We start from the raw sequence: 25,882 nt of genomic DNA, 5'->3' as shown, positions 1-25,882 counted from the left end.
GCCTAGGCAATAATATACTGCAAAATAAACTTCTTTGCTGGCGAGGCCCTAGAACTGTTGTTCAGGTTTTATTTGCTGCACCAGCTTTTGCACAAGCTGGCAAACGTACCAATACGGTCAGGCCGCTTTGCTGGCCGGACGCAGCCAGCGTTATCGTGCCTTGTGCGGCGAGCACGATTTCCTTGACGATCGCCAGCCCCAGGCCGGTGCCTTCCTGGCCAGGCGCGGCGTTGCGGAAGAAGCGTTCGAACACACGGTCGCGTACTTCCGCCGGAATGCCCGGCCCATTGTCGCTGACGCTGATGACGGTCTGTTCCGGGCCGGCGGCAATGCTCACGGTGACTTTGCCATGGGCCGGTGTGTAGCGGATGGCGTTGTCGACCAGGTTCATCATCATGGCGTTGAACAAGGCTTCGTTGCCCATGGCCCAGGCATGCTCGTTCGCAGTGTCGAGACCGAGATCGATGTTCTTGCGCTGCGCCAGGTCGACAATTTCTTCCAGCACCGTGGCAGCCACCGCCAGCAGGTCCACCGGGTGGCGCAGGAAAGCGGTGGTGTTGGAGGCTTCCGCCTGCGATAGCAGCAACAGCTTGTTGGTCAGCTCGGTCATGTTGCGGCTGCTTTCCTGCAGCGCCTGCAATACTTCGCCGCGCCGCTGCTCATCGGTCAGGCGGCGCGCAAACTGGATCTGCGAGTCGATCAAGGTCAACGGCGTGCGCAACTGATGGGCGGCGTCGGCGATAAAGCGCTTCTGTGCGGCGACCTGGGTGTTGAGGCGCTGGATGGTCTGGTTGATGGCTTCGACGATGGGGCGCAGCTCCAGCTGCAGCTGGCCGGGCCTGATCGGCGACAGCGAGGTGGCGTCGCGCGCGGCCAGCTGGTTCTTCAGCTGCATCAGCGGTCGCAGTTCCATGGTCAGGCCGATCACCACCAGGGCGATGGCCAGCAGCAGCATGGCGATCTGGCCGTGCAGGGCGGGGCGCCACAGTCCGGCCAGCATCTGGTCGTGGGCGCGCGTGGTCTGTCCTACCAGCACCGCGATCTTGCGCAGCTGGCCGGCGTTGTACAGGGTACGTACCTGGCTTACCACCCGCAGTGGCTGGCCGTGGTAGTCGATATTGCTGAAGGCCGGCGCGGTCAGCGGAAAGCGCAGCGCCGGCGGAAAATCGGGACGCCCCGCCAGCAGGCTGTCATGGTCAGTGATGACCTGATAAAACACCTGGTCCTGCTCGGGCGAGACCAGCAGCTCCAGCGCCGCCGGCGGCACGCTGGCATGCGGCACGCCGTCCAGCCACTGGATCTCGCCGGCGATCACCTGGGCCGAGGCCAGCAAGGCATGGTCCTGGATCAGGTCCGCGGTGTGGCGCGCGCTGCGGTACGACAGCGTGGCGCTGATGGCGACAAACAGCGTCAGCGGAATCAGCAGCCACAACAGTAAGCGCAGGCGCAGGCTGATGATCAAGAGATGTCTTTCTGTTTGAGCAGGTAGCCGAGGCCGCGCAGCGTCATGATGGCGGCCTGGCAGTGTTCCATTTTCTTGCGCAGGCGATGGATGTAGATCTCGATGGCGTCTGCGCTCGGTTCATCGTCCAGCCCGAAGACGCCATCCATCAAGGCCGTCTTCGATACGGTCTTGCCTTGCTTGAGCATCAGGATTTCCAGCACATCGTGTTCGCGCGCGGGCAGTGCCAGCGGCTGGCCGGCGATAGCGAATTGCCGGGTATTGCTGTCGTAGCGCAGGTCGGCGCAATGCATTTCCGCCGTCTTGCCGGGCGTCTGGCGGCGGATCAGGGCTTTGATCCTGGCCACCAGCTCACGCACCTCGAACGGCTTGACCAGATAGTCGTCGGCGCCGGCGCCCAGGCAATCCACTTTCTCGTCGATCGAGCCGCTGGCGGTCAGGATCATCACCGGCACGTTGTTGTGGCGCTGGCGCAGCCGCCGCAAGACGCTCTTGCCGTTCATCTTCGGCAGCTGCAGGTCGAGCAGGACCACATCGTAGCTTTCGCTTTGCAGCAGGCTGTCGGCCATTTCGCCATCGCTGGCGAGGTCGATGGTGAACTTGTCTTCCTTGAGGATCTTGCTGAGCCATAGTGCTAGCGGTGGATTGTCTTCGATCAGGAGTAATTTCATGGGTGCTGGCTAGGTTATGTTGCAATGCAAGCTAAATTGCCGGGATTTGGAAAGCTGGATGAAAGTTATCGCATCCTAGAATACGCTCAAGATTGGAACAATGGCAGCTCGTCATATGGATCCAGCGATTATCCCAAAAAAACAAATGGAGACAACACAATGCATACCCTCATCCGCGGTTCATTGATTTCTGCTGTGCTGCTGTCGGGCGCGGTGCTTGGCGCCAGCCAGGCCGTCGCGGCAGATTCAGGAAAAATCACCATCATGGTCGGCGGCATCACCAAAATGATTTACCTGCCGGCCAAGCTGACTGAACAGCTCGGTTATTTCAAGGAAGAGGGGCTGGACGTCGAGCTGCAATCGCAGCCGGCCGGCGTCGATGCAGAAAATGAACTGCTGGCCGGCGCGGTGCAGGCGGTGGTCGGTTTCTACGATCACTCCATCGACCTGCAAAGCAAGGGCAAGGAAGTGACCGCGATCACCGTCTTCGGCCAGGTTCCCGGCGAAGTCGAAATGGTCGCGACCAAGGCCGCCGCCAGCATCAAGAGCATGGCCGACGTCAAGGGCAAGACCCTTGGCGTGACCGGCCTCGGTTCCTCCACCAACTTCCTGACCCAGTACCTGGCGGCCAAGAATGGCATCAGTTCCAACCAGTATTCGGTGCTGCCGGTAGGTGCCGACAATACCTTCATCGTGGCGATCAAGCAGGGCCGCATCGATGCCGGCATGACCACCGAACCGACCGTGTCGCAGCTGCTGAAGAGCGGCGATGCTTCGGTGCTGGTCGACATGCGTACTGTCGAAGGTACAGTCAAGGCGCTCGGTGGCTTATACCCGGCCTCCAGCCTGTATGTGCAGCGGCCATGGCTGAATACGCACAAGGTGGAAGCGGCCAAGCTGGCGCGCGCTTTCGTCAAGACGCTGAAGTTCATCAACACCCACAGCGCGGCTGAAATTGCCGACAAGATGCCGAAGGACTACTACGGCAACAACAAGCCTATGTATGTGCAGGCACTGCAAAATTCCCTGCCGATGTTTTCCGCAGACGGCAAGATGCCGCCAGGCGGCCCCGAGACTGTCTTGCAGGTCTTGTCCGGATTCAATCCGAACGTCAAGGGCAAGCATATCGACCTGGCGAAAACCTACACCAACGAGTTCGTCAGCACGGCTAAATAAGCACGGCGCTGAATTGGCAAAGGCCGCCGTGTTCCGCGCCCAGGCGCAGGACCTGGCGGCAGATGGATGGCTCTGGCCGGCGCGAGCTTCGCGTGCGGCGCGACCGCTGCCGTCCAAAATTTAAAAGGAAACTGAAATGAGTCAAACAGCATACGCCTCGGCGCCGGCTTCGTCCGTCAAGCCGGTGACGCCGGAACCGTCGCGCGACACGCCAGCCATCGAACTGCGCAACGTCTCGTGCCGCTTCATCTCGCCGGACGGCAAGGCCACCGTGGCTTTGCGCGATTTCACCATGAGCGTGGCGCGCGGCGAATTCGTGGCGGTGGTCGGCCCTACCGGCTGCGGCAAGTCGACCACACTGAGCATGATCACCGGCCTGCTCAAGCCGACCGTGGGCGAAGTGCGCATCATGGGCGAGCCGGTCAACGGCATCGATCCGCGCATCGGCTTCGTGTTCCAGAACGACGCGGTATTCCCGTGGCGCAGCGTGCTGCACAATGTCGCCGCCGGGCCGCTGTTCCGCGGCAAACCTAAGGATGCCGCGTATGCGCTGGCGGAAGAATGGATACGCCGCGTCGGCCTCGACAAGTTCAGCAATCACTATCCGCACCAGCTGTCCGGCGGCATGCGCAAGCGCGTTGCCCTGGCGCAGACTTTCATCAACAGCCCAGAAATTTTGTTGATGGACGAGCCGTTCAGTGCGCTCGACATGCAGACCCGCACTCTGATGCAGGACGAGTTGCTGCAGCTGTGGTCGTCGCAAGCCGGCTCGGTGGTGTTCGTCACCCACGACCTGGAAGAGGCGATTGCGCTGGCCGACAAGGTCTATGTGCTGACCGCGCGTCCGGCCACCTTGAAGAGCGTCTATGAAATCGATCTGCCGCGGCCGCGTGTGATGTCCGAGGTGCGCTACGAACAACGTTTCATCGATATCTCGCGCAAGATCTGGGCCGACCTGCGCGAAGAAGTGCACATCAGCTAAGTCGTCCTACCCTAATTTACCGTGCCGTTTGCCAGTCTGGATTCCAGGGCAGGCGGCAGCACAGAGGCAAACCATGAATCAAGCACACACCGTCGACAAGCTCAGCGCCGCCAGCCTGGCTACTGTCGAACAAGAAGCACAACGCAAAATCAAGCAACGCTACTGGCTGGTGATATCGCTGCGCGTCGCCATCCTGATCCTGACCCTGGGCGGCTGGGAGCTGGCAGCCAGGCAGCAATGGATAGATCCGTTTTTCTTTTCGCAGCCTTCGCTGATCGTGATCCAGATCTACGACTGGATCGTCGAAGGCACATCACAGGGTCCGCTCTGGACCCAGGTGCTGGTGACGCTGGAAGAAACCGTGCTGGGCTTCCTCATCGGCTCGGTGGCGGGCGTGGTGTGCGGCATCCTGCTGGGTCGCAACAAGCTGCTGTCGGATGTCTTCAGCATCTATATCCAGGTCGCCAATTCGATTCCGCGGGTGGTGCTGGGTTCGATCTTCGTGATTGCGCTGGGCCTGGGCATGGCCTCCAAGGTGGCGCTGGCGGTGGTGATGGTGTTCTTCGTGGTGTTCGGCAACGCCTTCCAGGGCGTGCGTGAAGCTGACCGTTACATGATTGCAAACGCGCAGATCCTGGGGGCATCGCCGCGCCAGGTCACCATGTCGGTGGTGATTCCGTCGGCGCTGAGCTGGATCCTGGCGAGCTTGCATGTCAGCTTCGGCTTTGCGCTGGTCGGCGCCGTGGTGGGTGAATTCCTTGGCTCCAAACAGGGCATCGGCTTGCTGATCTCGACCGCGCAAGGCGCTTTCAACGCCAGCGGCGTGTTTGCCGCCATGATCGTGTTGGCGGTGGTAGCCCTGGCGGCGGATTATTTGCTGACTACCTTAGAAAAACGTTTGCTGAAATGGCGTCCTGTGGCATTCTAGTTCTTAATTGAAATTTACTGACTTAAGGTTGCGGCGCATTTTACGATGCGCCGTTTTTTTTCGTTCATCCAGGACGCGCGCAGTCCTGGCGGCTATTGCTTGGCGCCGCTGCGATCGTCATGCGAGTCAATCCCATTCGTCTTTTCGTTCTTGGGATGCACCGCAGCCTTGTGGCTTTGCTGGTTGCGCTTGATGGTGTCCTTCGATGGCGGGTAGTCGGCGTTCCGGGCCGGGACCTGGCCATTGTGCTGCGCTTCGGTCAGTTCCTGGCGGACCTCTTGCCGCGTCTTGCCTTTGCCATTCGATGTGCTATCCGCGGCTATAGCGCCGAATGAAAGCGATGCCGCGGCCAGCGCCAATATCAGTTGTGTGAATTTCATTGCAAACTCCTTTTGATTGAGACTTCGGAATACACCAACGACACCGTTTTGCCGGCATGCTTTCCTGTCCTGAAAGTTGCCGGCGGGCGTCGTTTTAATAAAGGCAATGGCTGCATCAGCCTGAATGCCTTGGATATCCAGTATGGGAAAGATGTGGCTGCGGGAAGGTGACGACGGGATTACATTTTCGCAATCCGCGATGTCGCGCGGGCAGCGATCGGGATGGCAGGTAACAATTGAATGGGGGCGAGCCTGGCAAGCGGGAGGCCTGGCGAACTCTGCGGCGCCGCCTGGTAGCGCGTCAGGACGCTGCGCGCCCCGTCAGCAGCCAGCGGGCCCAGTCGTCTCTGCCGTTCTTTGCGGCTTCGGCCGCGGCTTGGTGATGATCGTAGGCGATGCAGTGGTGGCCGACGCGCCAGCCATGCATGTCTTTTTCGCACATCGCATAGCGCGCGTGTGGACTGCCGTTTTCGATCACATGAAACCAGGGCTGGTCGTCGTCATAGGCTTGCAGGCCGACGCTGCCCGGGTTCACCACCAGCCGCCCGCCGGAGACAGCGCAGCTGCGTGGCTTATGGCTGTGGCCGCAGATGATCAGCGTCTGACTGAGGCCGGCGGCGTGCATCTCGATCTGGTTCTGCCGGGCCATGCGGCAGCCATGCTGGTCGACTTCTTCCAGGAAGTAAATCAGGTCGCTGGCGGGTGTGCCGTGGCACATGAAGACATCCTCGGCGACTGCCAGCGTGCCCGGCAATCCCCTGATCCAGTCGCGCTGCGCCTGGCTGGTGTTTTCGAAGGCGAACTGGTCGGTCGGATGACCGGTTTTAGCGGCGCAGGACAGCAGCTGGCGTTCGTGGTTGCCGGCGATGGTGGGCAATTCCAGCGCCATCAGCAGATCGGCGGTGGCGGCCGGCGCCAGCGGGCCGGACAGGATGTCGCCGGCGTTGACGATCAGGTCCGCGCCTTGCCGCCGGATATCCGTCAGGACGGCTTGCAGCGCCCAGATATTGGCGTGGATGTCGGAAAGGATGGCGATTTTCATGGGCGTACTCCGTGGCGGATGAAGTGCATACCACATCATCAAATAAAAACGGGTGTAATTCAATCAGAGCGCTCATCGCGCACCTCGAATTACACCCGTTTGCCTGCTACTGGCGGCGCATCGCTGCGCCGCTTTCAAGCGTGATTACAGCACGTCGCTAGCGTGGTCCGCCAAACGTGAACGCTCGCCGCGCGCCAAGGTGACATGACCGCTATGCGACCAGCCCTTGAAGCGGTCGACCACGTAAGTCAGGCCGCTCGAACCCTCAGTCAGGTACGGCGTATCGATCTGCGCGATATTGCCCAGGCAGATGATCTTGGTGCCCGGACCGGCACGCGTCACCAGCGTCTTCATCTGCTTCGGCGTCAGGTTTTGCGCTTCGTCGATGATCAGGAACTTGTTGACGAAGGTGCGGCCGCGCATGAAGTTGAGCGACTTGATCTTGATGCGCGAACGAATCAGATCCTGGGTGGCGGCGCGACCCCATTCGCCGGCATCGGAATCGGACTTGTTGAGCACTTCCAGATTATCGTCGAAGGCGCCCATCCACGGCCCCATCTTCTCTTCCTCGGTACCCGGCAGGAAACCGATGTCTTCACCGACCGGCACCGTGACGCGGGTCACGATGATTTCGTTGTAGGTCTTGGTTTCCAGCACTTGCGCCAGGCCGGCCGCCAGCGCCAGCAAGGTCTTGCCGGTGCCGGCCTGGCCCAGCAGGGTGACGAAGTCGCAATCCGGATTCATCAGCAGGTTGAGGGCAAAGTTCTGCTCGCGGTTGCGGGCGGTGATGCCCCACACGCTGTTCTTGGCGTGACCGTAGTCGCGCAAGGTTTGCAGCACCGCGGTCTTGCCGTTGATCTGCGTGACCTGGCCGTAGAATGCCGGCTCGCCGTTTTTCGGTTCAATGAAAACGAACTGGTTGACCAGCAGGGTCGGCACCAGCGGTCCGCTCAGGCGGTAGTAGGTATAGCCGGTGCCGTGCTTGTTTTCTTGCCAGGATTCGATGCCCTTGCCGTGCTTGATCCAGAAATCGTCCGGCAATTGCTGGATGCCCGAGTACAGCAGGTCAGTGTCTTCCAGCACATGGTCATTGAAATAGTCTTCCGCCGGCAAACCCATGGCGCGGGCCTTGATGCGCATGTTGATGTCTTTCGACACCAGCACCACCGGACGGCCCGGGGTTTCCGCTTCCAGTCCGCGCACCACGCCGAGGATCTGGTTGTCGGCTTTCCCGACTGGCAAACCTTCCGGCAGGTCGGCATTCTGCAGCTTGGTCTGGAAGAACAGACGGCCCTTGGCATCCTTGTTGCCAAGTTTGGACAAGGGAATGCCGCTGTCGATCTGGTCGTCGCCGATATCGCCGACCAGCGCGTCCAGCGAACGCGATACCTGGCGGGCGTTGCGGGCGACTTCCGACATGCCTTTCTTGTGGTTGTCCAGTTCTTCCAGGGTCACCATCGGCAGATAGATGTCATGCTCTTCAAATCGGAACAGCGAGCTTGGATCATGCATCAGCACATTGGTGTCCAGCACGAACAGCTTGGTCACGCCGGATTTGTCGGCGGCGCGGCTGGTGCTCGATTTCGGGCGGCTATGGCCTTCGGCAGGCTTGGCCGGGGCGACGGCGCGGGCATTGTCCGCGGGCGCCTTGGTTTTACGGCTTTCCACTGGTTTGACGGCTGGCTTGGCGACGGTTTTGTCGCGCGCCTGTGGTGCAATTTCCTTGTTGCGGGTAATCGGTTCAACAATGGCGATACGTGGTTTGACGGCTTTGCCGGCTTCCGCTTTTGGATAATCTTGAACGGACAGTAAAGCAGCGGGTTTGGTCGGTAATTTTGGTAAGGGCATCAGAACCTCGCTTTAAAGATGAAAAAAGGTTCGCTTGGGTTGCAAGTCGAACTGGACCAAACAGATGAAGCTACGGCTGGAACAACAATATTGGTAAGGAACATCAGCTATCACTCACAATAAACAGGCCCATAAGACGCCATTTGGGCAGGCCTGGCCGGTCAAGGCCCCCGTCAGGAAATAACTTGAACATTTGGGCGACCGTAGCTGGCGCGCTGCTGCGTTGCCCGCCGCTTGCAGTGCTCGCACTGCGGCACGGCGGGCGCCTTGCATCGCATCCAGCTATGGCCGCCCAAATGCCCAATTTATTTCCTGGCGGGCCCCAAGCACAAATTAAAAAGTAAAAAAGCCGTTTGGGAAGGCCCGCGGGCCTTTTCCTCAAACGGCTTAACAAAATAATTTTTTGTGAATTCAATGACTTACAAACTCCAATACTTCCTCAACATGCGCAGGCACCTTCACTCCACGCCATTCTTTCACCAATGTGCCGGCGGCGTCAATCACAAACGTGCTGCGCTCGATGCCGCGTACTTGCTTGCCGTACATGTTTTTCATTTTCATGACGTTGAACATGGCGCATAGCGTTTCATCCGGATCGGCAATCAGCTCAAAAGGAAGGCCCAGCTTGGCTTTGAAACCTTCGTGCGAGCGAATGCTGTCGCGGCTGACGCCGAATATGACAGTATTGTGACCCTGGAATTCCTGGTGCAGGTCGCGGAACTGGATGGCTTCGGTGGTGCAGCCTGGCGTGTTGTCCTTAGGGTAAAAATACAACACTATTTTCTTGCCATGATAGTCCGATAACTTGAATGTCTGTGCACCGGTCATGGCTGCAGAGAAGTCGGGCACCGTCATGTTGATGATGGAAGGATGGTCTGCCACTTTCTTGTCCTGTTCACTAAAGATTATGATGAATCGGTTGCCAATCAAGGGCTTGATCCGCTGGTCAGGTTTCCTGCATGATCATTTCGCCTGAACGTCCCGGCAATTCCGCCCACGTGAGCGGTGCGACGGGTAACGCCTGGTCCTTGACGTGCCGATAGTAATCTTCCATCGAGACCAGATCGTAGCCTTGCGCCTGCCAGCCCTGCAGCAACCGCTCGAATATGGGGGCGAGTTTTTGCCCTTCAAGCTCTGCATGCAGAGTAAATACATGATCGCGCGGCGTCGCCGTCAGCGCCAGGATATGCTCGGCGATATTGTCCGGTGTCAGCTCGACGCCGTTGCAGCTGCGGCCCAGCAGTTCGTCCAGCGTCGGCAGGGTGGTCGGCAGCTGGATGCAGGCCAGCGTCTTGCCGTCGACCTGCAGGCGATGCGGTCCGGCGGCCTGGTCGGCCAGTGCGCCGTCGTCCGTGAGCATGGCGCGGCCGTCGGAGGCGTAGGCCATGCCGAATTTTTCCAGCTGCTCGAAGGCGTACTGGTTCATCTGCCAGCCGGCGGCGCCATGGGTCAGCGGCGGCCGGCCGAAGATCTGGCGGAAACGGTCGAACGAGCGCTGCATCTGCTGGCTGGTCCAGTCGGCGCCGCGCTGCCGCACATGGTCTTGCCAGACGCGGTGATCCCAGGTGTGGATGCCGCATTCGAAACCGGCGGCGTCTACCGCCTGCATGTATGCGGCGCAGGTCTTGCCGATATCCGGCGCCGGCAGCAATACGCCGTACATCAGGGTCTTCAAGCCGTAATGCTCGACCACCGAGGTGCGCGATACTTTCTGGAAGAAGCCGGGACGGAATACCTGTTTCAGAGCCCAGCCGGTATGGTCGTAGCCGAGCGAGAACAGAAAGGTGGCGCGCGCCTGGTATTTGCTCAGCAGGCGTACCAGGTTGGGTACCCCTTCACGGGTGCCGCGATAGGTGTCGGCGTCGATTTTTAGGGTGAGGAGAGGCAAGTTGTCTGGTCTGGCTGTAGTAAGGAAAAACAGCGTCCGCGCAAAAAACACAGGTAACTCATGTCTCGCGCGGACTTGGGTAACGCTTAGTCCATCAAGGCGCGCGCTTCAGCTACCTGGCCGCGGTACGCATCGAAAATATTGCGCAGCGTGTCGGCCATGGTCGTGGTCGGCTGCCAGCTCAGTTCGTCGCAAGTGTTGGTGATCTTTGGCACGCGGTTCTGCACATCCTGGTAGCCCTTGCCGTAGTAGGCGGCCGAAGTGGTCTCGATCAGCTTGACCTTCTTGGCCGAATCGGCGTACTCAGGATATTCTGCCGCCAGCTTCAGCATCATGTCGGCGAGGTCGCGGATCGAGTAGTTGTTGACTGGGTTGCCGATGTTGTAGATCTTGCCGCTGGCGACGCCGTCCTTGTTGGCGATGATCTTGATCAGGGCGTCGATGCCGTCGTCGATGTAGGTGAAGGCGCGTTTTTGCTGGCCGCCGTCGACCAGCGAGATATTCTCGCCGCGCACGATGTGGCCGAAGAACTGGGTCACCACGCGCGAGCTGCCTTCTTTTGGCGTATGGATCGAATCGAGGCCGGCGCCGATCCAGTTGAACGGACGGAACAGGGTGAAGTTCAAGCCTTCTTCCATGCCATAGCCCCAGATCACGCGATCCATCAGCTGCTTGGCGCAAGAGTAGATCCAGCGCGGCTTGTTGATCGGGCCGCAGATCAGTTCGGATTGCTCCGGATCGAATTCTTCGTCATGGCACATGCCATACACTTCCGAGGTCGATGGGAACACCAGGTGCTTGCCGTACTTGGCGGCGGAGCGCACGATCGGCAGGTTGGCTTCAAAGTCCAGCTCGAACACGCGCAGCGGCTGCTTGACGTAGGTCGACGGCGTGGCGATCGCCACCAGCGGCAGGATCACGTCGCACTTCTTGACGTGGTACTCGACCCATTCCTTGTTGATGGTGATGTCGCCTTCGAAGAAGTGCATGCGCGACTTGTATTCTTCGTTGTCCAGCAGGTCGCGGATGCGGTCGGTCATCATGTCCATGCCGTAGACGTGCCAGTCGGTGGTTTCCAGGATGCGCTTGGAGAGATGGTGGCCGATGAAGCCGTTGACGCCGAGGATGAGGACTTTTTTCATAGTGTTCTATTGTTGTTAGGGTGGCATTCCGCGCGGCGGAATATCAAACGCTGCGATTCCAGGAGGGCAGAGCGGCGACAAAGGCCGCGATGCCCGCGAAATCACGCAGCCGGTTTTATAAAAGGATGTTTTTCAGTGCTTCTGGTGCGACAGCCTGGTCGTCCACCAGCAATTGGTTAATCAACAACGCCCGGCCATCGCCGCAGACGCCAACAATGTGATTATCCACTACCGCCAAGCCTTGAGGCAAATTTACCAGCGCATCGGCAGCCAAGTTTGCTGGAAAACTTGCTTTCCCAACAATGAAGGTGCGGCCTTTGGCAATAGTCCAGGCGCCGGGATAGGGCGGCGCTACCGCGCGGTACAGGTTGTACACCTGCTGCGCCGGCTGGCTCCAGTCGATTTCGCCATCGGCCGGCTTGCGGCCGCCGAAGTAGCTGCCTTGCGTCAGGTTATTCGGCATTTTCGGAGTATTGCCTGCCAGCATGGCCGGTAATGCATTCCACAGCGTCTGTTCTGCCGCCACCACAACTTTGCCGAATACTTCGTAAGCTGTGTCGTCGGGCAGGATAGGCACCGAAGTCTGCGCCACGATGCAGCCGGCGTCGGGCTTGGCAGCCATTTCATGCAAGGTGGCGCCGGTTTCCGTTTCGCCGTGCAGGACTGCCCAGTTGATCGGCACCCGGCCGCGGTACTTCGGCAGCAAGGAGCCGTGCATATTGAAGGCGCCGTGCCTGGCCAGGGCCAGCAAATTGAGCGGCAGCATGTGCCGATAGTAGAAACTGAAAATGAAATCAGGGGCCAGGGAAGTCACCTGGGCCAGCAGTTCCGGTGTCGACGGGTTGTCCGGCGCAACCGTCGGAATGCCATGCTGGAGGCACAGCGAAGCGACCGATTCGAACCAGATGGTTTCCTGCGGATTGTCTGCGTGGGTGACCACCAGCGCCACTTCGACGCCGCGCGCCAGCAAGACTTTCAGGCAGCGGACGCCGACATTATGATAGGCAAAGACGACGGCTTTCATGAGGCTTGCTTATCCTCGGAAGAAGACTGTTCCAGCATGGCTTGCACCACATAGCGTGGACGCGCGCGGACTTGCTGGTAGATGCGGCCGACATATTCGCCGACCAGGCCGATGCCGAACAGGATCATGCCCATCAGGAAGAAGGCGAAGGCGAACAGGGTGAACACACCTTGTACTTCGGCGCCGAACAGGAAGCGGCGCACCACCAGCACCACGAACAGCGCGGCGGAAGCGAAGGACAGCACGATGCCGATCAGCGAAAACAACTGCAGCGGCACGATCGAAAAGCCGGTCACCAGGTCGAAGTTCAGGCGGATCAGGCTGTACAGCGAATATTTCGATTCGCCGGCCGAGCGTTCTTCATGCTCGACCACGATTTCCGCCTGCTTACGGGCGAATGTGTAGGCCAGGGCAGGCACGAAAGTGTTGACTTCCTTGCACTGGTTGATCAGGTCCACCACGTTGCGGCCGTAGGCGCGCAGCATATTGCCCTGGTCGGTCATCCTGATGCCGGTGATTTTCTCGCGCAGCAGATTCATGGCCTTGGAGGCGACGGTGCGCCAGGCCGAGTCCTGCCGCTTGCGGCGGATCGAGCCGACATAATCGTAGCCTTCGCGCATCTTGGCGACCAGGTTGCCGATTTCTTCCGGCGGATTCTGCAGGTCGGCGTCGAGCGTCACGACGATGTCGCCGCGGGTCGCTTCAAAGCCGGCCAGGATCGCCATGTGCTGGCCGAAATTGCCGTTGAACAGGACTACGCGGGTGACATCCGGCCGCAGCCGGAACTGTTCGGCCAGGATGGCCGCCGACTTGTCGCGGCTGCCATCGTTGACGTACAGGATTTCATAACTGATGCCAAGTGCGTCAAGCGCCGGATAGAGGCGCTCGAACAGTTTGGCGAGGCCCGATTCCTCGTTATATACCGGGATGACGACGGAAAGTTCTGGTTTCATCAAGCGCTTGTCGGTTTATTGAAGAACGGATTTTACCGCGGACACGGAGCGTTCGACATCGTTCTTGGTCATGACATTGAACATGGGCAGCGAGACGATCAGGCGGCCGACTTTTTCCGCGACCGGGAACATGCCCTCCTTGAAGCCGCGCGCACGGTACATGCTGAGCAGATGGATGGCTGGATAGTGATAACCGATGCCGACGCCGAGCGCCTGCATCTTTTCCATGAAGGTGGCGCGCGCCGGTTTGCCGTCCTGGCGCTCCGGCAGCACCAGCTGAAACATGTGCCAGTTGCTGTTCTCGAAATCGGGCACCGGCAGCTGGGCGCCGTATTTCGCTTCGAAATCGCTGCCGAAGCAGCTGAAATAGTACTGCGCCAGTTCGCGCCGATGGGCGGTAATCGCTTCAATGTGGGCAAACTGGCCGAGGCCGATGGCGGCGGCGACGTCGGTCATGTTGAACTTGCCGCCGAGGACGTCGACGTCGAGGCCGTCGAAGCCGCTGCGGGTGACGCCCTGCAAGCGGTATTTTTCCGCCAGCCGGGCTTCTTCGGCATTGTTCAGTACCAGGCAGCCGCCTTCGGAGGAGGTGATGTTCTTGTTGGCCTGGAAGCTGAACGAGGCAAAGTCGCCAAAGGCGCCGATGCGCTGGCCGTTCCAGCTCGATCCCAGCGCCTGCGCCGCATCTTCCACCACGCGCAGATTGTGCTTCTTGGCCAGCGCATACAGGCGGTCCATGTCGACCGGCAGGCCGGACAGGTAGACCGGGATGATGGCCTTGGTGCGCGGCGTGATGGCGGCTTCAACCTGGGCCAGGTCGATATTGCGGGTGACCGGGTCGATGTCGGCGAAGACCGGGGTGGCGCCGGTTTCAATGATCACGTTGGCGGTGGCGACCCAGGAAATCGGTGTGGTGATGACTTCATCGCCGGCGCCGATGCCGGCGATGCGCAGGGCGATTTCCATGGTGCAGGTGCCGGAATTGAAGGTGCGCACCGGGCGGCCGCCGAAATATTCCGACAGCTGCGCTTCGAATGCCTGCACCTTGGGACCGCTGGTAATCCAGCCGGAACGCAGCACATCGCCGACTGCGGCGATGGTGGCTTCGTCGATGGTGGGCTTGGCGAACGGGAGGAATGGTTGTTGGCTCATATTGTTTTATAAGTATGGGTCTTAAAATGAGGAGCTTAGCTTGGCTACAGCAGCTTAGCTGCGGGTTAGCAATACTACGCCGACTATGATGACGCCGATAGCCACCAGGCGCTGGGCGGATACCGCCTCGCCCAGGAAATACCAGGCGCCGACGGCGCTGATGACATAGCCCAGCGACAGCATCGGGTAGGCGATCGTGACATCGACCCGCGACAGGCCGATGATCCAGACCACCAGCGAAATCACGTAGCAGGTCAGGCCGCCCAGGATCGGCAGCTGGGTAGCCAGCTTGATGCCGGTGGCAAACCAGTTCTGCGGCGTCAGGCTGATGACGCCGACCGCGTTGGTGCCGGCTTTCAGCAGCAGCTGCGCCACGGCGTTGAGGCAGACGCCGGTAATGATGAAGGCAAAGGTAGTGAGGTTCATGTCGGTGCCGGCTTATTATGGTGCGCTGTGTGTACTGGAAGCTGCGGCGGCAGAGGATTCCGCCGGCGCTTCTGCGTTTGCCGCCGGTGCGACCGGAGCAGGGGCAATTGCGGCAGGAATGCCCTGGTTAGTCACTACCACGCGGCGCGGATCCTGGCCGATAACGCGCATCGGCACACCTTGCGCCGCCATCTCCTTGTACTTCTCCGGACGGATGATGGCAATGTCCTTCTTGCCGGCGGCGGCATCGGCATTCCATTTGACGACAAAGGCTTCGATCGTCGGGATCCACAGCTGCGGTTCCTGCCCGAGGCCGAATTCCAGTTCGTCCATGTGCTTGACCATGGTCATGGTGCGGCGCAGGTAGAACGGCAGCGACTGCTCATACTTGTCGACCACGTACAGCGTGGTTTGCGGCGTCATCTCGGCATTGATCGCCGGCACCAGGTCGATGCCGGCCGAATAGCGGCCCTGCGGATCGTGGCCGTACATCAGCAGCTGGCCGCCGATGAAGCCGGCGGCGGCGAGGGCGACGATGGCCCATTCTTTCTGGCGACGCGCCAGCAGCATTCCGGCGATGGCGCCGATGAAGGCGACCACGGATGCGGCGAATACCCAAGGCACATGGGCTTGCAGCAGCGGCAGCGAATAGGCGTCCTTGGCCAGCGACGGGATTTTCCAGGACAAGGCCAGGCCGGCCACTGCCGGCAACAGCAGCAACAGGGCAGAGGCGGTCACAGCCTTGCTGGACGCTTTGTCCAGATGGCAGGCGATCAGCAGCGCCAGCGCCGGGAAGATCGGCAGGATGTAGGAAGGCAGCTTGGAATCGGAGATGCTGAAGAACACGAAAATGAAGATGCTCCAGATCAGCAGCATTTTCTTCGGCTGGAAGCCGGATACGGTATGGCTCTCGCGCGCGGCGTTCCACAAGCTCTGGAACATCACGCCCAGCCACGGCACGATGCCGAGGATCAGGATAGGCACGAAATAGTAGGGCGGGCCATAGCGGTTGTGGATCTTGCTGGTAAAGCGCTGGAACTGTTCGTGGATGAAGAAAAATTGCGGGAATTCAGGATTCTTCAGGGAAATCAGCACGAACCAAGGCACTGTGATCACGAAGAAGAGGATCAGGCCAAGCACCAGGTGCAGCCGCTTCCAGATCGACCAGTCGCGCGAAAACAAGGTGTACAGCACCAGCACCGCGCCCGGAATCAGCAAGCCGATCAAGCCTTTCGACAGCACCGACAGGGCCATGCCGGCCCAGCACAGCAGCATCCAGTTGCGTTGTTCGCTGTTGCTGATGTCGCTGCGTTGCGCCAGCAGCAGCGCGCACAGCGCAATCGTCATCATGCCCGACAAGCCCATGTCGAGCGTGTTGATGTGGCCCAGGCCGGCCCACAGGAAACTGGAGCCGAGCACCAGCGCCGCAAAGAACCCGATACGCGGCGAAAACACGCGGCTGCCGGTAAAGGCCACCAGCACCACGCCCAGCAAGCCGCACAGGCCGGTCCACAAGCGTGCCTGCCATTCGCCCAGGCCGAACAGTTCAAAGGTCAGCGCATTCATCCAGGTTTGCAGCGGCGGCTTTTCGAAATACTTGATGCCGTTCAGGCGCAAGGTGATCCAGTCGCCAGTGGCGACCATTTCGCGCGCCATCTCTGCGTAGCGGCCCTCGTCGGTAGGCACCAGCGCACGTGCGCCCAGCATGTAGCACCAGACGATGCAGAACAGCAGGAACAGCAGCCAGACGAAAGTTTTTGATTTATGCAGTTCACGCATCTTGGGCGGTTTCCTTGTTGGTATCGAAAATCAGGGCAAGGACGACTTTGCGTCCCTCAGCCATCAAAATATTGTAAGTGCGACAAGCCGCCTGATTATCCATGCATTCGACGCCGATGCGGCGCGCGGTCAGCACGGTGGTCAGTTTCGGATGCACAAAACGCTGCCGCAGGCCGGTGCCGAGGATGACGACATCGGGCCGGGTGCTGTCTAGATGGGCAAAGTGTTCCGGGGTAAGGGCGTCGAAACTGCTGACCGGCCAGATCGCCGGCGCCGATTCCGGCAGCACCAGCAAACTGTGTTCATAGCGGACCGCATTGATTTCCACGCCCTTGTCATCGTAGGCAGTGACGGTTTGGTACTGCTGGGTGGAGGTGGTATGTAGCTTCATTGCTTGTCTTTAAATAGCTGAGGACCGAGCGCAATGCCCCGTCCTGCAAGTAGTTAACATGTCATGACCGGCGGGATGACATTGGGAAAAACCTAAGGATAGACCGCAGACGGCGTGCAAATTCCCGGGAAATGGAAAATAAAGTGCTGCATTGTAGCGTTTTCCTTCCATAAGCTTGCGGTATTGATTGATAAAACCCCACGCTTTCGGCAGAATGGATGGTTCTGGCGATGTTTTGTGCAGCGCCGAAAAGCTGTCTGAAAAGTCGTGAAATGCTAGGGTGCATAACCCTGGGGCACCCTTACAAGGGGTAGCCGCAAGCATTTGTTGCGGCGCACCTACTCCCGTGTGACGATACCCCAATTTTCCAGACAGCTTTTTAAAACTGGATAATGTTGCGTAAAATACAAGGAATTGTGCTGTGCGACCGATTCAAAAATCGAAAAAACTGGATGATGTCTGTTACGACATCCGCGGCCCCGTGCTGGAAAAAGCGCGCCAGATGGAGGAAGAAGGCCACAAGATCATCAAGCTGAACATCGGCAACCTGGCCGTGTTCGGTTTCGAGCCGCCCGATGAAATCGTGCAGGACATGATCCGCAATATGGGCAACGCCTCCGGCTATACCGATTCCAAGGGCATGTTTGCGCCGCGCAAATCGGTCATGCATTACTGCCAGCAGAAGCAGATCCAGGGCGTCACCATCGACGACATCTACCTGGGTAACGGCGCTTCCGAACTGATCGTGATGAGCATGAACGCGCTGCTCAACACCGGCGACGAAGTGTTGGTGCCGGCGCCGGACTATCCGCTGTGGACCGCCGCGGTCAGCCTGTCGGGCGGCACGCCGCGCCATTATGTGTGCGACGAGCAGGCCGGCTGGTTTCCGGATATCGAAGACATCAAGAAGAAGATCAACAGCAACACGCGGGCGATCGTCGTCATCAACCCGAACAATCCGACCGGCGCCCTCTATCCGGTGGAACTGCTGCAGCAGATCGTCGACCTGGCGCGCCAGCACCAGCTGATCATTTTCGCCGACGAGATCTACGACAAGGTCTTGTACGACGGCGAAACCCACACCTCGCTGGCCGCGCTGGCGGACGATGTGCTGTTCATTACTTTCAACGGCTTGTCGAAAAACTATCGTTCCTGCGGCTACCGTGCCGGCTGGATGGTGGTGTCGGGCGAAAAAAAGCACGCCAAGGGTTATATTGAAGGCTTGAACATGCTGGCGTCGATGCGCCTGTGCGCCAATGCGCCGGGGCAGTACGCGATCCAGACCGCGCTGGGCGGCTATCAAAGCATCAACGACCTGGTCGGGCCGCACGGCCGCCTGACGCGCCAGCGCGACTTGGCCTACCAGCTGCTGACCGATATTCCCGGCGTGACCTGCGTCAAGCCGAAGGCTGCGCTGTACATGTTCCCGCGCCTCGATCCGAAGATGTATCCGATCGCCGACGACCAGGATTTCGCCTACGAACTGCTGGCCGAACAGCGCGTGCTGATCGTACAGGGCACAGGCTTCAACTGCCCGACGCCGGATCACTTCCGCGTGGTGTTCCTGCCGAACACCGATGACCTGGCCGATTCGATGGGCCGCATCGCGAGTTTCCTGGAAGGTTATCGCAGGCGCAACGGCAAGGCTTGAAATAAGGTTTTTTAACACGCCGGGCGGGCGCAGTTGCCGCTCCGGTATCAGCAGATTTTTTCACAGACAGCAGAGATCATGAAATCCATCAAGGTAGGTTTGCTTGGCATAGGTACGGTCGGTTCCGGCACGTTCAACGTATTGAAGCGCAATCAGCAAGAGATTGCAGCGCGCGCAGGGAGAGCTATTGAGATTACCATGGTGGCCGATCTCGATACCGAGCGTGCCAAGCTGCTGACCAACGGCGAAGTCACCGTGGTCAACGACGCCAGGCTGGTGGTCAACAATCCCGACATCGATATCGTCATCGAGCTGATCGGCGGCTACGGCATCGCCAAAGACCTGGTATTGCAGGCGATTGCCAACGGCAAGCATGTGGTGACCGCCAACAAGGCGCTGATCGCTACCCATGGCAACGAGATTTTCAAGGCGGCGCAAGAGAAGCGCGTGATCGTCGCGTTTGAAGCGGCGGTGGCCGGCGGCATCCCGATCATCAAGGCGCTGCGCGAAGGCCTGACCGCCAACAGCATCCAGTGGATCGCCGGCATCATCAACGGCACCACCAATTTCATCCTGTCCGAGATGCGCGACAAGGGCCTCGATTTCGACGTCGTGCTGAAGGAAGCGCAGCGCCTGGGTTACGCCGAAGCCGACCCGACCTTCGATATCGAAGGCGTTGACGCCGCCCACAAACTGACCATCATGGCCTCGATTGCGTTCGGCATCCCGGTGCAGTTCAGCAAGGCGCACGTGGAAGGCATCACCAAGCTGCAGGCTACCGACATCCGTTACGCCGAACAGTTGGGCTACCGCATCAAACTGCTCGGCATCACCAAGCGCACCGCCGGCGGCATCGAGCTGCGCGTGCATCCGACCCTGATTCCGAGCAAGCGCCTGATCGCCAATGTCGAAGGCGCAATGAATGCAGTGCTGGTGCGCGGCGACGCCGTCGGCGACACGCTGTACTACGGCAAGGGCGCCGGCGCCGAGCCGACTGCTTCGGCCGTGATCGCCGACCTGGTCGACATCACCCGCCTGGCCACCGCAGATCCCGAGCATCGCGTGCCGCACCTGGCGTTCCAGCCGAACGCCATGGCCGACACGCCGATCCTGCCGATGGCGGAAATCACCACCAGCTATTATCTGCGCATGCATGTCGCCGACCAGCCGGGCGTGCTGGCCGACGTCACGCGGATCCTGGCCGACTCCTCGATCTCGATCGACGCCATGCTGCAAAAAGAGCCGGCCGCAGACGAGACCCGTACTGATATCATCATGCTGACGCACCAGACTCAGGAAAAGAATGTGGAAGCCGCGATCGTCAAGATCGAAGCACTGAGCACCGTGGTCGGCAGCGTCACCAAGATTCGGCTGGAAGAACTGGGTTAATCGAAGTACCGCTTCGCCTGCCGGCCACGCCGGCCGATGGCGAAGCCTTTCCAAGGAGAGTGTATGCGTAAGATGCTGATGGCTCTGTGCCTGGTAGTGCCTGGTAGTGCCTGCTGCAGCGTTTGCTCAGGTTGATCCATGTCTGTCGCAGAGCAATACCGTCGAAATGAATACCTGCGCCAAGACCGCTTTCGACAAGGATGAGAAAACCTTGAACGAAACCTATCAGCAGCTGGTCAAGCAGATCACCAAGCCGGACCAGGATGGCGTGCGCTACGGCGAGGTCAAGAAGAAGCTGATTGAAGCGCAGCGCGCCTGGGTCAGCTTCCGCAAGAAGGATTGCGACGCCGTGTACACCTATAATGAGAGCGGAACCATCCGCGATATCGAATTCCTCGGCTGCATGCGCGCCCACACCGAACAGCGCACCAAGGAACTGAAGAATTTCATCGTCGAAAAATAATCCGCTCGCCTCGGATCGTCGATCGGGGCAACGCGATGCAAAAAAAGCCGCGGCAGATCGCACTCTGCCGCGGCTTTTTTATCCGTCCTGCATCTCATCGGCAGACGTAGGGTGGGCACGCTTTTGTGCCCACGATGTAGTGCTATCCGCGTGGGCACAAAAGTGTGCCCACCCTACGCGAAAGAACGTTTTTCACCCATCTAAATGCATCAAAAAATATTCATCGGCATGTTCAGCACCAGCCGGTAAATAGTGTTGCCGGCGTCCGAGTATTGCGCATCGGCCCGATGATGCATCAAGGTCAGGTTGACGCTGCTGCCTTTCAGCTTGCCGGCCTGGACCACATAGGTCGGGATCATGCCAATCTCCCAATGCTTGCCGCGCACCGGCGCGCTGTTCTTCCAGTACAGCCCGTACAGGCTGCCGGCCGGATCCGCATTGGCGGCCGCGCTGGCCGAAGCATCTGCGCCCCAGCCCCGCACACCCCAGCTCATGATTTTCAAGCCGGGCAGGCCGTAGCTGCCGAGGTCGACCGTATGACGCAGCTGCAGCGATTGTTCGCCGGGAGCGTTGTAATCGACGTTCATCGAATTGCTGAGAAAGTCGCCGGCGCCTTCGCCTACATAATCGAAGAACTGCTTGCCCTGGATTTTCTGGTAGGCCAGCAACACCGTATGCGCCTTGTGCTGGGCGCTCAGAGCCAGGCTGTAGGCATTGGTGTTGATGCTTCCCTGGCGGCTGCTGCCCTGATTGCGCGTGGCATAGTAATTCAGCTGGCCAGTCCAGCGCAGGGTGTCGGCGTCGCCGATGCTGTGCGAGAAGGCGGAGTAATACTGGTCCCAGACGTTTTCGGCGCGGCTGGCGTATAGCGAGAGCTTGGTGTCCGGGCTATAGGCATAGTCGCCGCCAAGATAGCTGAAGCGATCGAACTGGACACCGCCGTAGGCCGTGCGCAAGGGTTGCAAGCGAGTTTGCCCGCGCGGCAGACTCCTGGTAAAGCTGCCCGCCGCCAGGCTGAGGGCGGCAATTTCCGTGCTGATCAGGGATGTGCCGAGGAAGGTCGGCGGCAGGGCGCGGTTGTCATGCGGCTCCAGGAAGGGGTTATGGACGATTTGCGCGCCATATTTCACTATCGTGTTCGAGACCCGGGCCTTCAGGTCGTACAGCCCGAAATAGCTCCATGCCTGCTGATTGCTGCCGCCGCCGGCAGGATTCACGTGCACCATGTTGCCGGCGCCGCTGCCGCCATTCAGCTTCAGCGCGCTGAACAGGCCGGCATCGGCGCCGAGGCCGATGGCGCCGGTGGTGAAGCCGGATTCAAAGTTGAGCTGGCTGCCCAGCACCGAGGCGTTGCGGGTGTTGGAGCCCTGGTTTTCCAGATGGTCGGTATAGCTGCGCAGCAGCCAGTTCAGATGGCTGTCGGCGATCAGGCCTTTGCTGTCGGCTTGCTGCGAGCTGACGGCTGCTGGCGTGGCCGCGAGGTGGCTTTGGTCAATCGCGTCGCCATCGATGACGCCGTGCTCGCCGTGTTCTTCGGTGCGGTTGAGCGGGTTGGGGTGGCTGGCGGCTTTGCCGGCGTCAGTGTTCGCCGCCTGGGCGCTGATGGCAGCGGCGGCGGCCAGCGGCGTCAGGAAACGCGCTGCGGCAAGGATATTCAATGATGGCTCCTCCCCGCCGCGGCGGTATCGCATGCAGTGCGGCGGATATTGTATATTTTTCAATAGTCTGAGCCGCCGATGCTACGCAAGAGCATTTGATATTGCAATATTGATAATTAATTTTGCCTGTAAGATAAGGCGGGGAAGGCGGGGTGTTTTTTCCGGCAGAGATGAAGGGCTGCAGAAAGCGGTTTCTGCAGCGGTAAAGCGAAGCAGCGGAAGCGCTCTATTCCAGGTTTTGCACCTGCTCGCGCATCTGGTCGATCAGCAGCTTCAGCTCCATCGAAGCGTCGGCCAGTTCCTTGATTGCCGCTTTCGAGCCGACCGTATTGGCTTCGCGATTGAGTTCTTGCATCATGAAATCCAGGCGCTTGCCGACCTGGCCGCCCTTTTTCAGGATGTGGCGGGTTTCATTGAGATGGGCGGCGAGGCGCGACAGCTCTTCGGCAATATCGATGCGGATGCCGTACAGCGTGACTTCCTGGCGGATCCGGTCCAGGGCTTCATCGCGCGACAGACCGCTGTTGCCGGCATCCTGCTGCACCAGGCCGAGCGCTTCCTGCATCCGCTCGGTGGCTTTTTGCTGGAATTGCGCCACTACCTGCGGCACCAGCGGCGTGATCCGCTGCACGATGGCTTCCATGGCGTCGATGCGGGTGATCAGCGTGGCTTGCAAGGCTGCGCCTTCGCGCGCACGCGATTCGACAAACGCTTCCAGGGTGGCGCTCATGGTCGTCTGGACATCGGCTTGCAGCGTATCCTGGCTGATGACGGCTTCTTCGATGACGCCGGGCCAGCGCAGCAGTTCATTGACCGTCAGCGGCGCAGCTTCGATGAATTGCTGGCGCACTGCGCTTTGCAGGTCGGCCAGGGAGGCCAGCAGCTCGGTGTTCAGGACTTGCGAGGCGCCGGATGCCGCTTTGCGGCCGAAACTCAGCCGGCACTCGACCTTGCCGCGCGCAACGCGGCCGATGATGGCCTCGCGCAGCGCCGGTTCGAGCGAGCGCAAATCGTCGTTGATGCGGAATTGCAGGTCGAGAAAACGCGAATTGACGCTCTTGATCTCGATGGTAATCGTGCCTGCCGCGGTCTCGCGATTGGCGACGGCGTAACCTGTCATGCTACAGATAGTCAAAATGCTGTCCTTTGTTTCTGGTTTGCAAGGGTTTTTCTTTACAAATCAGCGATTTATCAAGACAATCCTTACACCATTTACTAGGGTAGGATCGCATGGCCGCACAAAACAATGCTCCATTGCCTGACGGGCTAAAAATTGCTGGATACCGCATTGTAAAGAAGATTGCTTCTGGCGGGTTCAGTATTGTCTATCTGGCATACGACGAGGATGGCAACGCAGTCGCCATCAAAGAATATCTGCCGAGTTCATTGGCTTTACGCCAATGGGGAGAACTCGCGCCGGCGATTTCGCCGGAAAACCTGCCGACCTTCCGTATCGGCTTGAAATGCTTTTTCGAGGAAGGGCGCGCGCTGGCGCGCATCGCTCATCCGAACGTGGTGAGCGTGATCAATTTCTTCCGCGCCAATGAAACCGTCTACATGGTGATGGCTTACGAGTCCGGCCGCTCGCTGCAGGAGCATATCCTGCGCCGCCGCGACAAGGGCGAGAAGCCACTGGTGTCGGAAAAATTCATCCGCAAGATGTTCCGTCACGTGATGAACGGCTTGCGCGAAGTGCATACGCACAAGTTGCTGCACCTGGACCTGAAGCCGGCCAATATCTACCTGCGTGCCGACGGCACGCCGATCCTGCTCGACTTCGGCGCCGCCCGCCAGACTTTGCGTTCCGATTCGCCTAAGCTGTATCCGATGTATACGCCGGGGTTTGCGCCGGCTGAATTGTATGAGCGAAATGGCAACCTCGGGCCGTGGACCGATATCTACAGTATCGGCGCCTCGATCTTCGCCTGCATGGTCGGCGCGCCGCCGCAGCCGGTCGACCAGCGCAAGGTCAACGACAAGATGGAAGGCCATTTCCGCAAGCTGGAAGGCTTGTATTCGCCGGAACTGATCCAGGTGGTGCGCTGGTGCCTGATGATCGATCCGCTGCAGCGGCCGCAAAGCGTGTTCGCGGTGCAGCGGGCATTGATGGAGCCGGTGCAGGAAGAGGAGGTGAGCGTGCGCGACATGGTGACGCGCAAGATCCGCAACGTCTTTTTCACCCATATCCAGTTCCGCCGCAAGGCCGTAAGCAACCCGGATACCACCATCCAGGAAAACACCCAGTAACCTGCCTGCCGGGCGCATCGCGCCTGCGCCGGCCGTGTTTTAGCTTCATTGTTAGTAAGAACACCACATAGAGAAGTCATGCGATTTTCTGTTTATCAAGAAAGCCATATCGGTGGCCGCAAGGTCAATCAGGACCGGATGGGTTACAGCTTCACGCGCGACGCCTTGCTGCTATTGCTGACCGATGGCATGGGCGGCCACCTGCACGGTGAGATCGCTGCCAATATCGCGATGCAAACCATCGGTTCGCTGTTCCAGAAGAATGCCCAGCCGTATATCAAGAAGCCGGAGCGCTTCCTGGAAGACAGCTTTTATGCCGCGCACATGGAAATCCATCGCTACCGCGAAGTGCACAAGCTGCCGGAAACGCCGCGCACCACGGTGGTGGCTTGCCTGATCCAGCACAACAGCGCGTTCTGGGCGCATTGCGGCGATTCGCGCCTGTACTGGATGCGCAACGGTCAGATCCTGGCGCGCACGCGCGACCACTCGCGCATCGAAAGCCTGATCGCCCAGGGCAAGGCCGATCCTTCGGAGCGCGCCACCCACCCTGACCGCAACAAGCTGTTCAACTGTCTCGGCGCCACCAACATGCCGATCGTCGAATTGTCGCGCCGCGTCAGCCTGCAGGCGGGCGACGTCATGCTGCTGTGCTCGGACGGCTTGTGGTCGATGCTGCCGGACCACCTGCTGGCGCAGCGCCTGCAAACCAGCACTATTGTGCGGGCAGTGCCGGAGCTGGTGAATAATGCGCTAGGGATTGCCGGCAAAACCAGCGATAATGTTACCGCTTTGGCAATGGCCTGGGGCAGCGATCCGAATATTGACGATCCTTCCAGTTCCATCGTCACGCACACCTTGCCGATCGGCAGTTTGACCACCACCATCCAGGCGCCGCGGCTGGGCGCAGTCGATGCGCCGGACGGCTTCAGCGATGCCGACATTGAACAGGCGATCGCGGAAATCCGCGGCGCCATTGAAAAGAACATTTAATTTAATTGTGGGACAGAGTTTGAGAGCCACCGTAGCGTGGCGAATTACTCTGTCCCCAACACTATAAGAAATGAGTTGAGTATGCCTACTATTACCCGCCCCAGCGGCCGCGCCGCCGATGCCTTGCGCACCGTGCGCCTGACCCGCAACTACACCAAGCACGCCGAAGGTTCGGTGCTGGTCGAGTTCGGCGACACCAAAGTGATCTGCACCGCCAGCCTGGAAGAAAAGGTTCCC

At 59.7% G+C, this 25,882-nt stretch carries 25 protein-coding genes and 1 pseudogene; 10 read left to right on the top strand and 16 right to left on the bottom strand.

The window, feature by feature from the left end; genetic code table 11:
• Window positions 1-61: 61 nt before the first annotated feature.
• Both VNZ65_RS06730 and VNZ65_RS06725 read right to left on the bottom strand, forming a co-directional pair.
• Window positions 62-1,462, bottom strand: coding sequence for a sensor histidine kinase (locus VNZ65_RS06730; protein WP_325667315.1), 1,401 nt, complete (start codon window positions 1,460-1,462; stop codon window positions 62-64).
• The gene (locus tag VNZ65_RS06725) at window positions 1,459-2,133 is read right to left on the bottom strand and encodes a response regulator (protein ID WP_325667313.1); all 675 of its coding nucleotides are present in this window, start codon (window positions 2,131-2,133) and stop codon (window positions 1,459-1,461) included. Before VNZ65_RS06725 ends, VNZ65_RS06730 begins: the two co-directional genes overlap by 4 nt.
• 159 nt (window positions 2,134-2,292) lie before the next feature.
• Here VNZ65_RS06725 and VNZ65_RS06720 point away from each other — a divergent pair, with 159 nt between their 5' ends.
• From VNZ65_RS06720 to VNZ65_RS06710, 3 genes are all read left to right on the top strand, one after another.
• Window positions 2,293-3,309, top strand: coding sequence for an ABC transporter substrate-binding protein (locus VNZ65_RS06720; protein WP_325667311.1), 1,017 nt, complete (start codon window positions 2,293-2,295; stop codon window positions 3,307-3,309).
• 136 nt (window positions 3,310-3,445) lie between these two features.
• On the top strand, window positions 3,446-4,291 hold the full coding sequence (locus tag VNZ65_RS06715) for an ABC transporter ATP-binding protein (RefSeq protein WP_325667309.1): 846 nt from the start codon (window positions 3,446-3,448) through the stop codon (window positions 4,289-4,291).
• A gap of 73 nt (window positions 4,292-4,364) precedes the next feature.
• Entirely contained in the window at window positions 4,365-5,219 is an 855-nt protein-coding gene (locus VNZ65_RS06710; protein WP_325667307.1) for an ABC transporter permease, read from the top strand.
• 92 nt (window positions 5,220-5,311) lie between these two features.
• Here VNZ65_RS06710 and VNZ65_RS06705 read toward each other — a convergent pair whose 3' ends face one another.
• On the bottom strand, window positions 5,312-5,599 hold the full coding sequence (locus tag VNZ65_RS06705) for a DUF4148 domain-containing protein (RefSeq protein WP_325667306.1): 288 nt from the start codon (window positions 5,597-5,599) through the stop codon (window positions 5,312-5,314).
• Between the two features lie 12 nt (window positions 5,600-5,611).
• On the opposite strand from VNZ65_RS06705, the gene VNZ65_RS06700 reads away from it, so the two are divergent.
• Window positions 5,612-5,770 carry a hypothetical protein gene (locus VNZ65_RS06700; protein WP_325667304.1) on the top strand — a complete coding sequence of 53 codons (159 nt, stop codon included), beginning with the start codon at window positions 5,612-5,614 and terminating at the stop codon, window positions 5,768-5,770.
• 130 nt (window positions 5,771-5,900) lie between these two features.
• Here VNZ65_RS06700 and VNZ65_RS06695 read toward each other — a convergent pair whose 3' ends face one another.
• The 11 genes from VNZ65_RS06695 to VNZ65_RS06645 form a co-directional block, all read right to left on the bottom strand.
• On the bottom strand, window positions 5,901-6,641 hold the full coding sequence (locus tag VNZ65_RS06695; protein WP_325667302.1) for a metallophosphoesterase family protein: 741 nt from the start codon (window positions 6,639-6,641) through the stop codon (window positions 5,901-5,903).
• A gap of 144 nt (window positions 6,642-6,785) precedes the next feature.
• Window positions 6,786-8,489, bottom strand: coding sequence for a PhoH family protein (locus VNZ65_RS06690; protein ID WP_325667300.1), 1,704 nt, complete (start codon window positions 8,487-8,489; stop codon window positions 6,786-6,788).
• Between the two features lie 411 nt (window positions 8,490-8,900).
• On the bottom strand, window positions 8,901-9,317 hold the full coding sequence (locus VNZ65_RS06685) for a peroxiredoxin (RefSeq protein ID WP_325667334.1): 417 nt from the start codon (window positions 9,315-9,317) through the stop codon (window positions 8,901-8,903).
• Window positions 9,318-9,435: 118 nt separating this feature from the next.
• Window positions 9,436-10,377, bottom strand: a complete 942-nt coding sequence (locus VNZ65_RS06680; RefSeq protein WP_325667298.1) for a polysaccharide deacetylase family protein — start codon at window positions 10,375-10,377, stop codon at window positions 9,436-9,438.
• Between the two features lie 86 nt (window positions 10,378-10,463).
• On the bottom strand, window positions 10,464-11,519 hold the full coding sequence (locus tag VNZ65_RS06675) for a bifunctional UDP-4-keto-pentose/UDP-xylose synthase (RefSeq protein WP_325667296.1): 1,056 nt from the start codon (window positions 11,517-11,519) through the stop codon (window positions 10,464-10,466).
• A 115-nt stretch (window positions 11,520-11,634) separates the two neighbouring features.
• Complete coding sequence (locus VNZ65_RS06670; RefSeq protein ID WP_325667294.1) at window positions 11,635-12,543, bottom strand: formyltransferase; 909 nt, start codon at window positions 12,541-12,543, stop codon at window positions 11,635-11,637.
• Window positions 12,540-13,496, bottom strand: a complete 957-nt coding sequence (locus tag VNZ65_RS06665) for a glycosyltransferase (RefSeq protein ID WP_325667292.1) — start codon at window positions 13,494-13,496, stop codon at window positions 12,540-12,542. The genes VNZ65_RS06670 and VNZ65_RS06665 overlap by 4 nt, the downstream gene beginning before the upstream one ends.
• A gap of 15 nt (window positions 13,497-13,511) precedes the next feature.
• The gene (locus VNZ65_RS06660; protein ID WP_325667290.1) at window positions 13,512-14,648 is read right to left on the bottom strand and encodes a DegT/DnrJ/EryC1/StrS aminotransferase family protein; all 1,137 of its coding nucleotides are present in this window, start codon (window positions 14,646-14,648) and stop codon (window positions 13,512-13,514) included.
• Between the two features lie 54 nt (window positions 14,649-14,702).
• Complete coding sequence (locus VNZ65_RS06655) at window positions 14,703-15,074, bottom strand: DMT family transporter (RefSeq protein ID WP_061941554.1); 372 nt, start codon at window positions 15,072-15,074, stop codon at window positions 14,703-14,705.
• A 15-nt stretch (window positions 15,075-15,089) separates the two neighbouring features.
• On the bottom strand, window positions 15,090-16,853 hold the full coding sequence (locus VNZ65_RS06650; protein WP_325667288.1) for a glycosyltransferase family 39 protein: 1,764 nt from the start codon (window positions 16,851-16,853) through the stop codon (window positions 15,090-15,092).
• Complete coding sequence (locus VNZ65_RS06645; RefSeq protein WP_325667286.1) at window positions 16,846-17,244, bottom strand: Mth938-like domain-containing protein; 399 nt, start codon at window positions 17,242-17,244, stop codon at window positions 16,846-16,848. The genes VNZ65_RS06650 and VNZ65_RS06645 overlap by 8 nt, the downstream gene beginning before the upstream one ends.
• Before the next feature lie 421 nt (window positions 17,245-17,665).
• On the opposite strand from VNZ65_RS06645, the gene VNZ65_RS06640 reads away from it, so the two are divergent.
• From VNZ65_RS06640 to VNZ65_RS06630, 3 genes are all read left to right on the top strand, one after another.
• On the top strand, window positions 17,666-18,895 hold the full coding sequence (locus VNZ65_RS06640) for a pyridoxal phosphate-dependent aminotransferase (RefSeq protein ID WP_061941549.1): 1,230 nt from the start codon (window positions 17,666-17,668) through the stop codon (window positions 18,893-18,895).
• Between the two features lie 78 nt (window positions 18,896-18,973).
• Window positions 18,974-20,284 (top strand): homoserine dehydrogenase, encoded by a 1,311-nt coding sequence (locus tag VNZ65_RS06635; RefSeq protein ID WP_325667284.1) that lies wholly within the window; start codon window positions 18,974-18,976, stop codon window positions 20,282-20,284.
• A 106-nt stretch (window positions 20,285-20,390) separates the two neighbouring features.
• On the top strand, window positions 20,391-20,747 hold the full coding sequence (locus tag VNZ65_RS06630; protein WP_325667282.1) for a lysozyme inhibitor LprI family protein: 357 nt from the start codon (window positions 20,391-20,393) through the stop codon (window positions 20,745-20,747).
• A 209-nt stretch (window positions 20,748-20,956) separates the two neighbouring features.
• On the opposite strand, the gene VNZ65_RS06625 is transcribed toward VNZ65_RS06630, so the two are convergent.
• Together VNZ65_RS06625 and VNZ65_RS06620 are read right to left on the bottom strand one after the other, a co-directional pair.
• Window positions 20,957-22,405 (bottom strand): OprD family outer membrane porin, encoded by a 1,449-nt coding sequence (locus tag VNZ65_RS06625; protein ID WP_325667281.1) that lies wholly within the window; start codon window positions 22,403-22,405, stop codon window positions 20,957-20,959.
• Between the two features lie 226 nt (window positions 22,406-22,631).
• The gene (locus tag VNZ65_RS06620; RefSeq protein ID WP_325667279.1) at window positions 22,632-23,540 is read right to left on the bottom strand and encodes a YicC/YloC family endoribonuclease; all 909 of its coding nucleotides are present in this window, start codon (window positions 23,538-23,540) and stop codon (window positions 22,632-22,634) included.
• Between the two features lie 95 nt (window positions 23,541-23,635).
• Here VNZ65_RS06620 and VNZ65_RS06615 point away from each other — a divergent pair, with 95 nt between their 5' ends.
• The 3 genes and pseudogenes from VNZ65_RS06615 to rph form a co-directional block, all read left to right on the top strand.
• Window positions 23,636-24,652: a serine/threonine-protein kinase gene (locus VNZ65_RS06615; RefSeq protein WP_325667277.1), complete on the top strand. Its 1,017-nt coding sequence runs from the start codon at window positions 23,636-23,638 to the stop codon at window positions 24,650-24,652.
• 78 nt (window positions 24,653-24,730) lie between these two features.
• Window positions 24,731-25,645, top strand: a complete 915-nt coding sequence (locus tag VNZ65_RS06610; protein WP_325667275.1) for a PP2C family serine/threonine-protein phosphatase — start codon at window positions 24,731-24,733, stop codon at window positions 25,643-25,645.
• Between the two features lie 81 nt (window positions 25,646-25,726).
• Window positions 25,727-25,882, top strand: a pseudogene (gene rph / locus VNZ65_RS06605) (ribonuclease PH); the annotation flags it as partial.

This window comes from Collimonas sp. (assembly GCF_035566555.1).
GTDB lineage: Bacteria > Pseudomonadota > Gammaproteobacteria > Burkholderiales > Burkholderiaceae_D > Collimonas.
This window is presented reverse-complemented; position numbering and strand designations above follow the sequence as displayed.

Excerpts from the sequence above, each read along its gene's own strand:
- VNZ65_RS06645 (WP_325667286.1), bottom strand. The coding sequence starts at position 17,244 with ATGAAGCTACATACCACCTCCACCCAGCAGTACCAAACCGTCACTGCC.
- VNZ65_RS06695 (WP_325667302.1), bottom strand. The coding sequence starts at position 6,641 with ATGAAAATCGCCATCCTTTCCGACATCCACGCCAATATCTGGGCGCTG.
- VNZ65_RS06715 (WP_325667309.1), top strand. The coding sequence starts at position 3,446 with ATGAGTCAAACAGCATACGCCTCGGCGCCGGCTTCGTCCGTCAAGCCG.
- VNZ65_RS06720 (WP_325667311.1), top strand. The coding sequence starts at position 2,293 with ATGCATACCCTCATCCGCGGTTCATTGATTTCTGCTGTGCTGCTGTCG.
- VNZ65_RS06650 (WP_325667288.1), bottom strand. The coding sequence starts at position 16,853 with ATGCGTGAACTGCATAAATCAAAAACTTTCGTCTGGCTGCTGTTCCTG.
- VNZ65_RS06685 (WP_325667334.1), bottom strand. The coding sequence starts at position 9,317 with ATGACCGGTGCACAGACATTCAAGTTATCGGACTATCATGGCAAGAAA.
- VNZ65_RS06705 (WP_325667306.1), bottom strand. The coding sequence starts at position 5,599 with ATGAAATTCACACAACTGATATTGGCGCTGGCCGCGGCATCGCTTTCA.
- VNZ65_RS06690 (WP_325667300.1), bottom strand. The coding sequence starts at position 8,489 with ATGCCCTTACCAAAATTACCGACCAAACCCGCTGCTTTACTGTCCGTT.
- VNZ65_RS06635 (WP_325667284.1), top strand. The coding sequence starts at position 18,974 with ATGAAATCCATCAAGGTAGGTTTGCTTGGCATAGGTACGGTCGGTTCC.
- VNZ65_RS06655 (WP_061941554.1), bottom strand. The coding sequence starts at position 15,074 with ATGAACCTCACTACCTTTGCCTTCATCATTACCGGCGTCTGCCTCAAC.
- VNZ65_RS06670 (WP_325667294.1), bottom strand. The coding sequence starts at position 12,543 with ATGAAAGCCGTCGTCTTTGCCTATCATAATGTCGGCGTCCGCTGCCTG.
- VNZ65_RS06660 (WP_325667290.1), bottom strand. The coding sequence starts at position 14,648 with ATGAGCCAACAACCATTCCTCCCGTTCGCCAAGCCCACCATCGACGAA.
- VNZ65_RS06615 (WP_325667277.1), top strand. The coding sequence starts at position 23,636 with ATGGCCGCACAAAACAATGCTCCATTGCCTGACGGGCTAAAAATTGCT.
- VNZ65_RS06610 (WP_325667275.1), top strand. The coding sequence starts at position 24,731 with ATGCGATTTTCTGTTTATCAAGAAAGCCATATCGGTGGCCGCAAGGTC.
- VNZ65_RS06710 (WP_325667307.1), top strand. The coding sequence starts at position 4,365 with ATGAATCAAGCACACACCGTCGACAAGCTCAGCGCCGCCAGCCTGGCT.
- VNZ65_RS06665 (WP_325667292.1), bottom strand. The coding sequence starts at position 13,496 with ATGAAACCAGAACTTTCCGTCGTCATCCCGGTATATAACGAGGAATCG.
- VNZ65_RS06725 (WP_325667313.1), bottom strand. The coding sequence starts at position 2,133 with ATGAAATTACTCCTGATCGAAGACAATCCACCGCTAGCACTATGGCTC.
- VNZ65_RS06675 (WP_325667296.1), bottom strand. The coding sequence starts at position 11,519 with ATGAAAAAAGTCCTCATCCTCGGCGTCAACGGCTTCATCGGCCACCAT.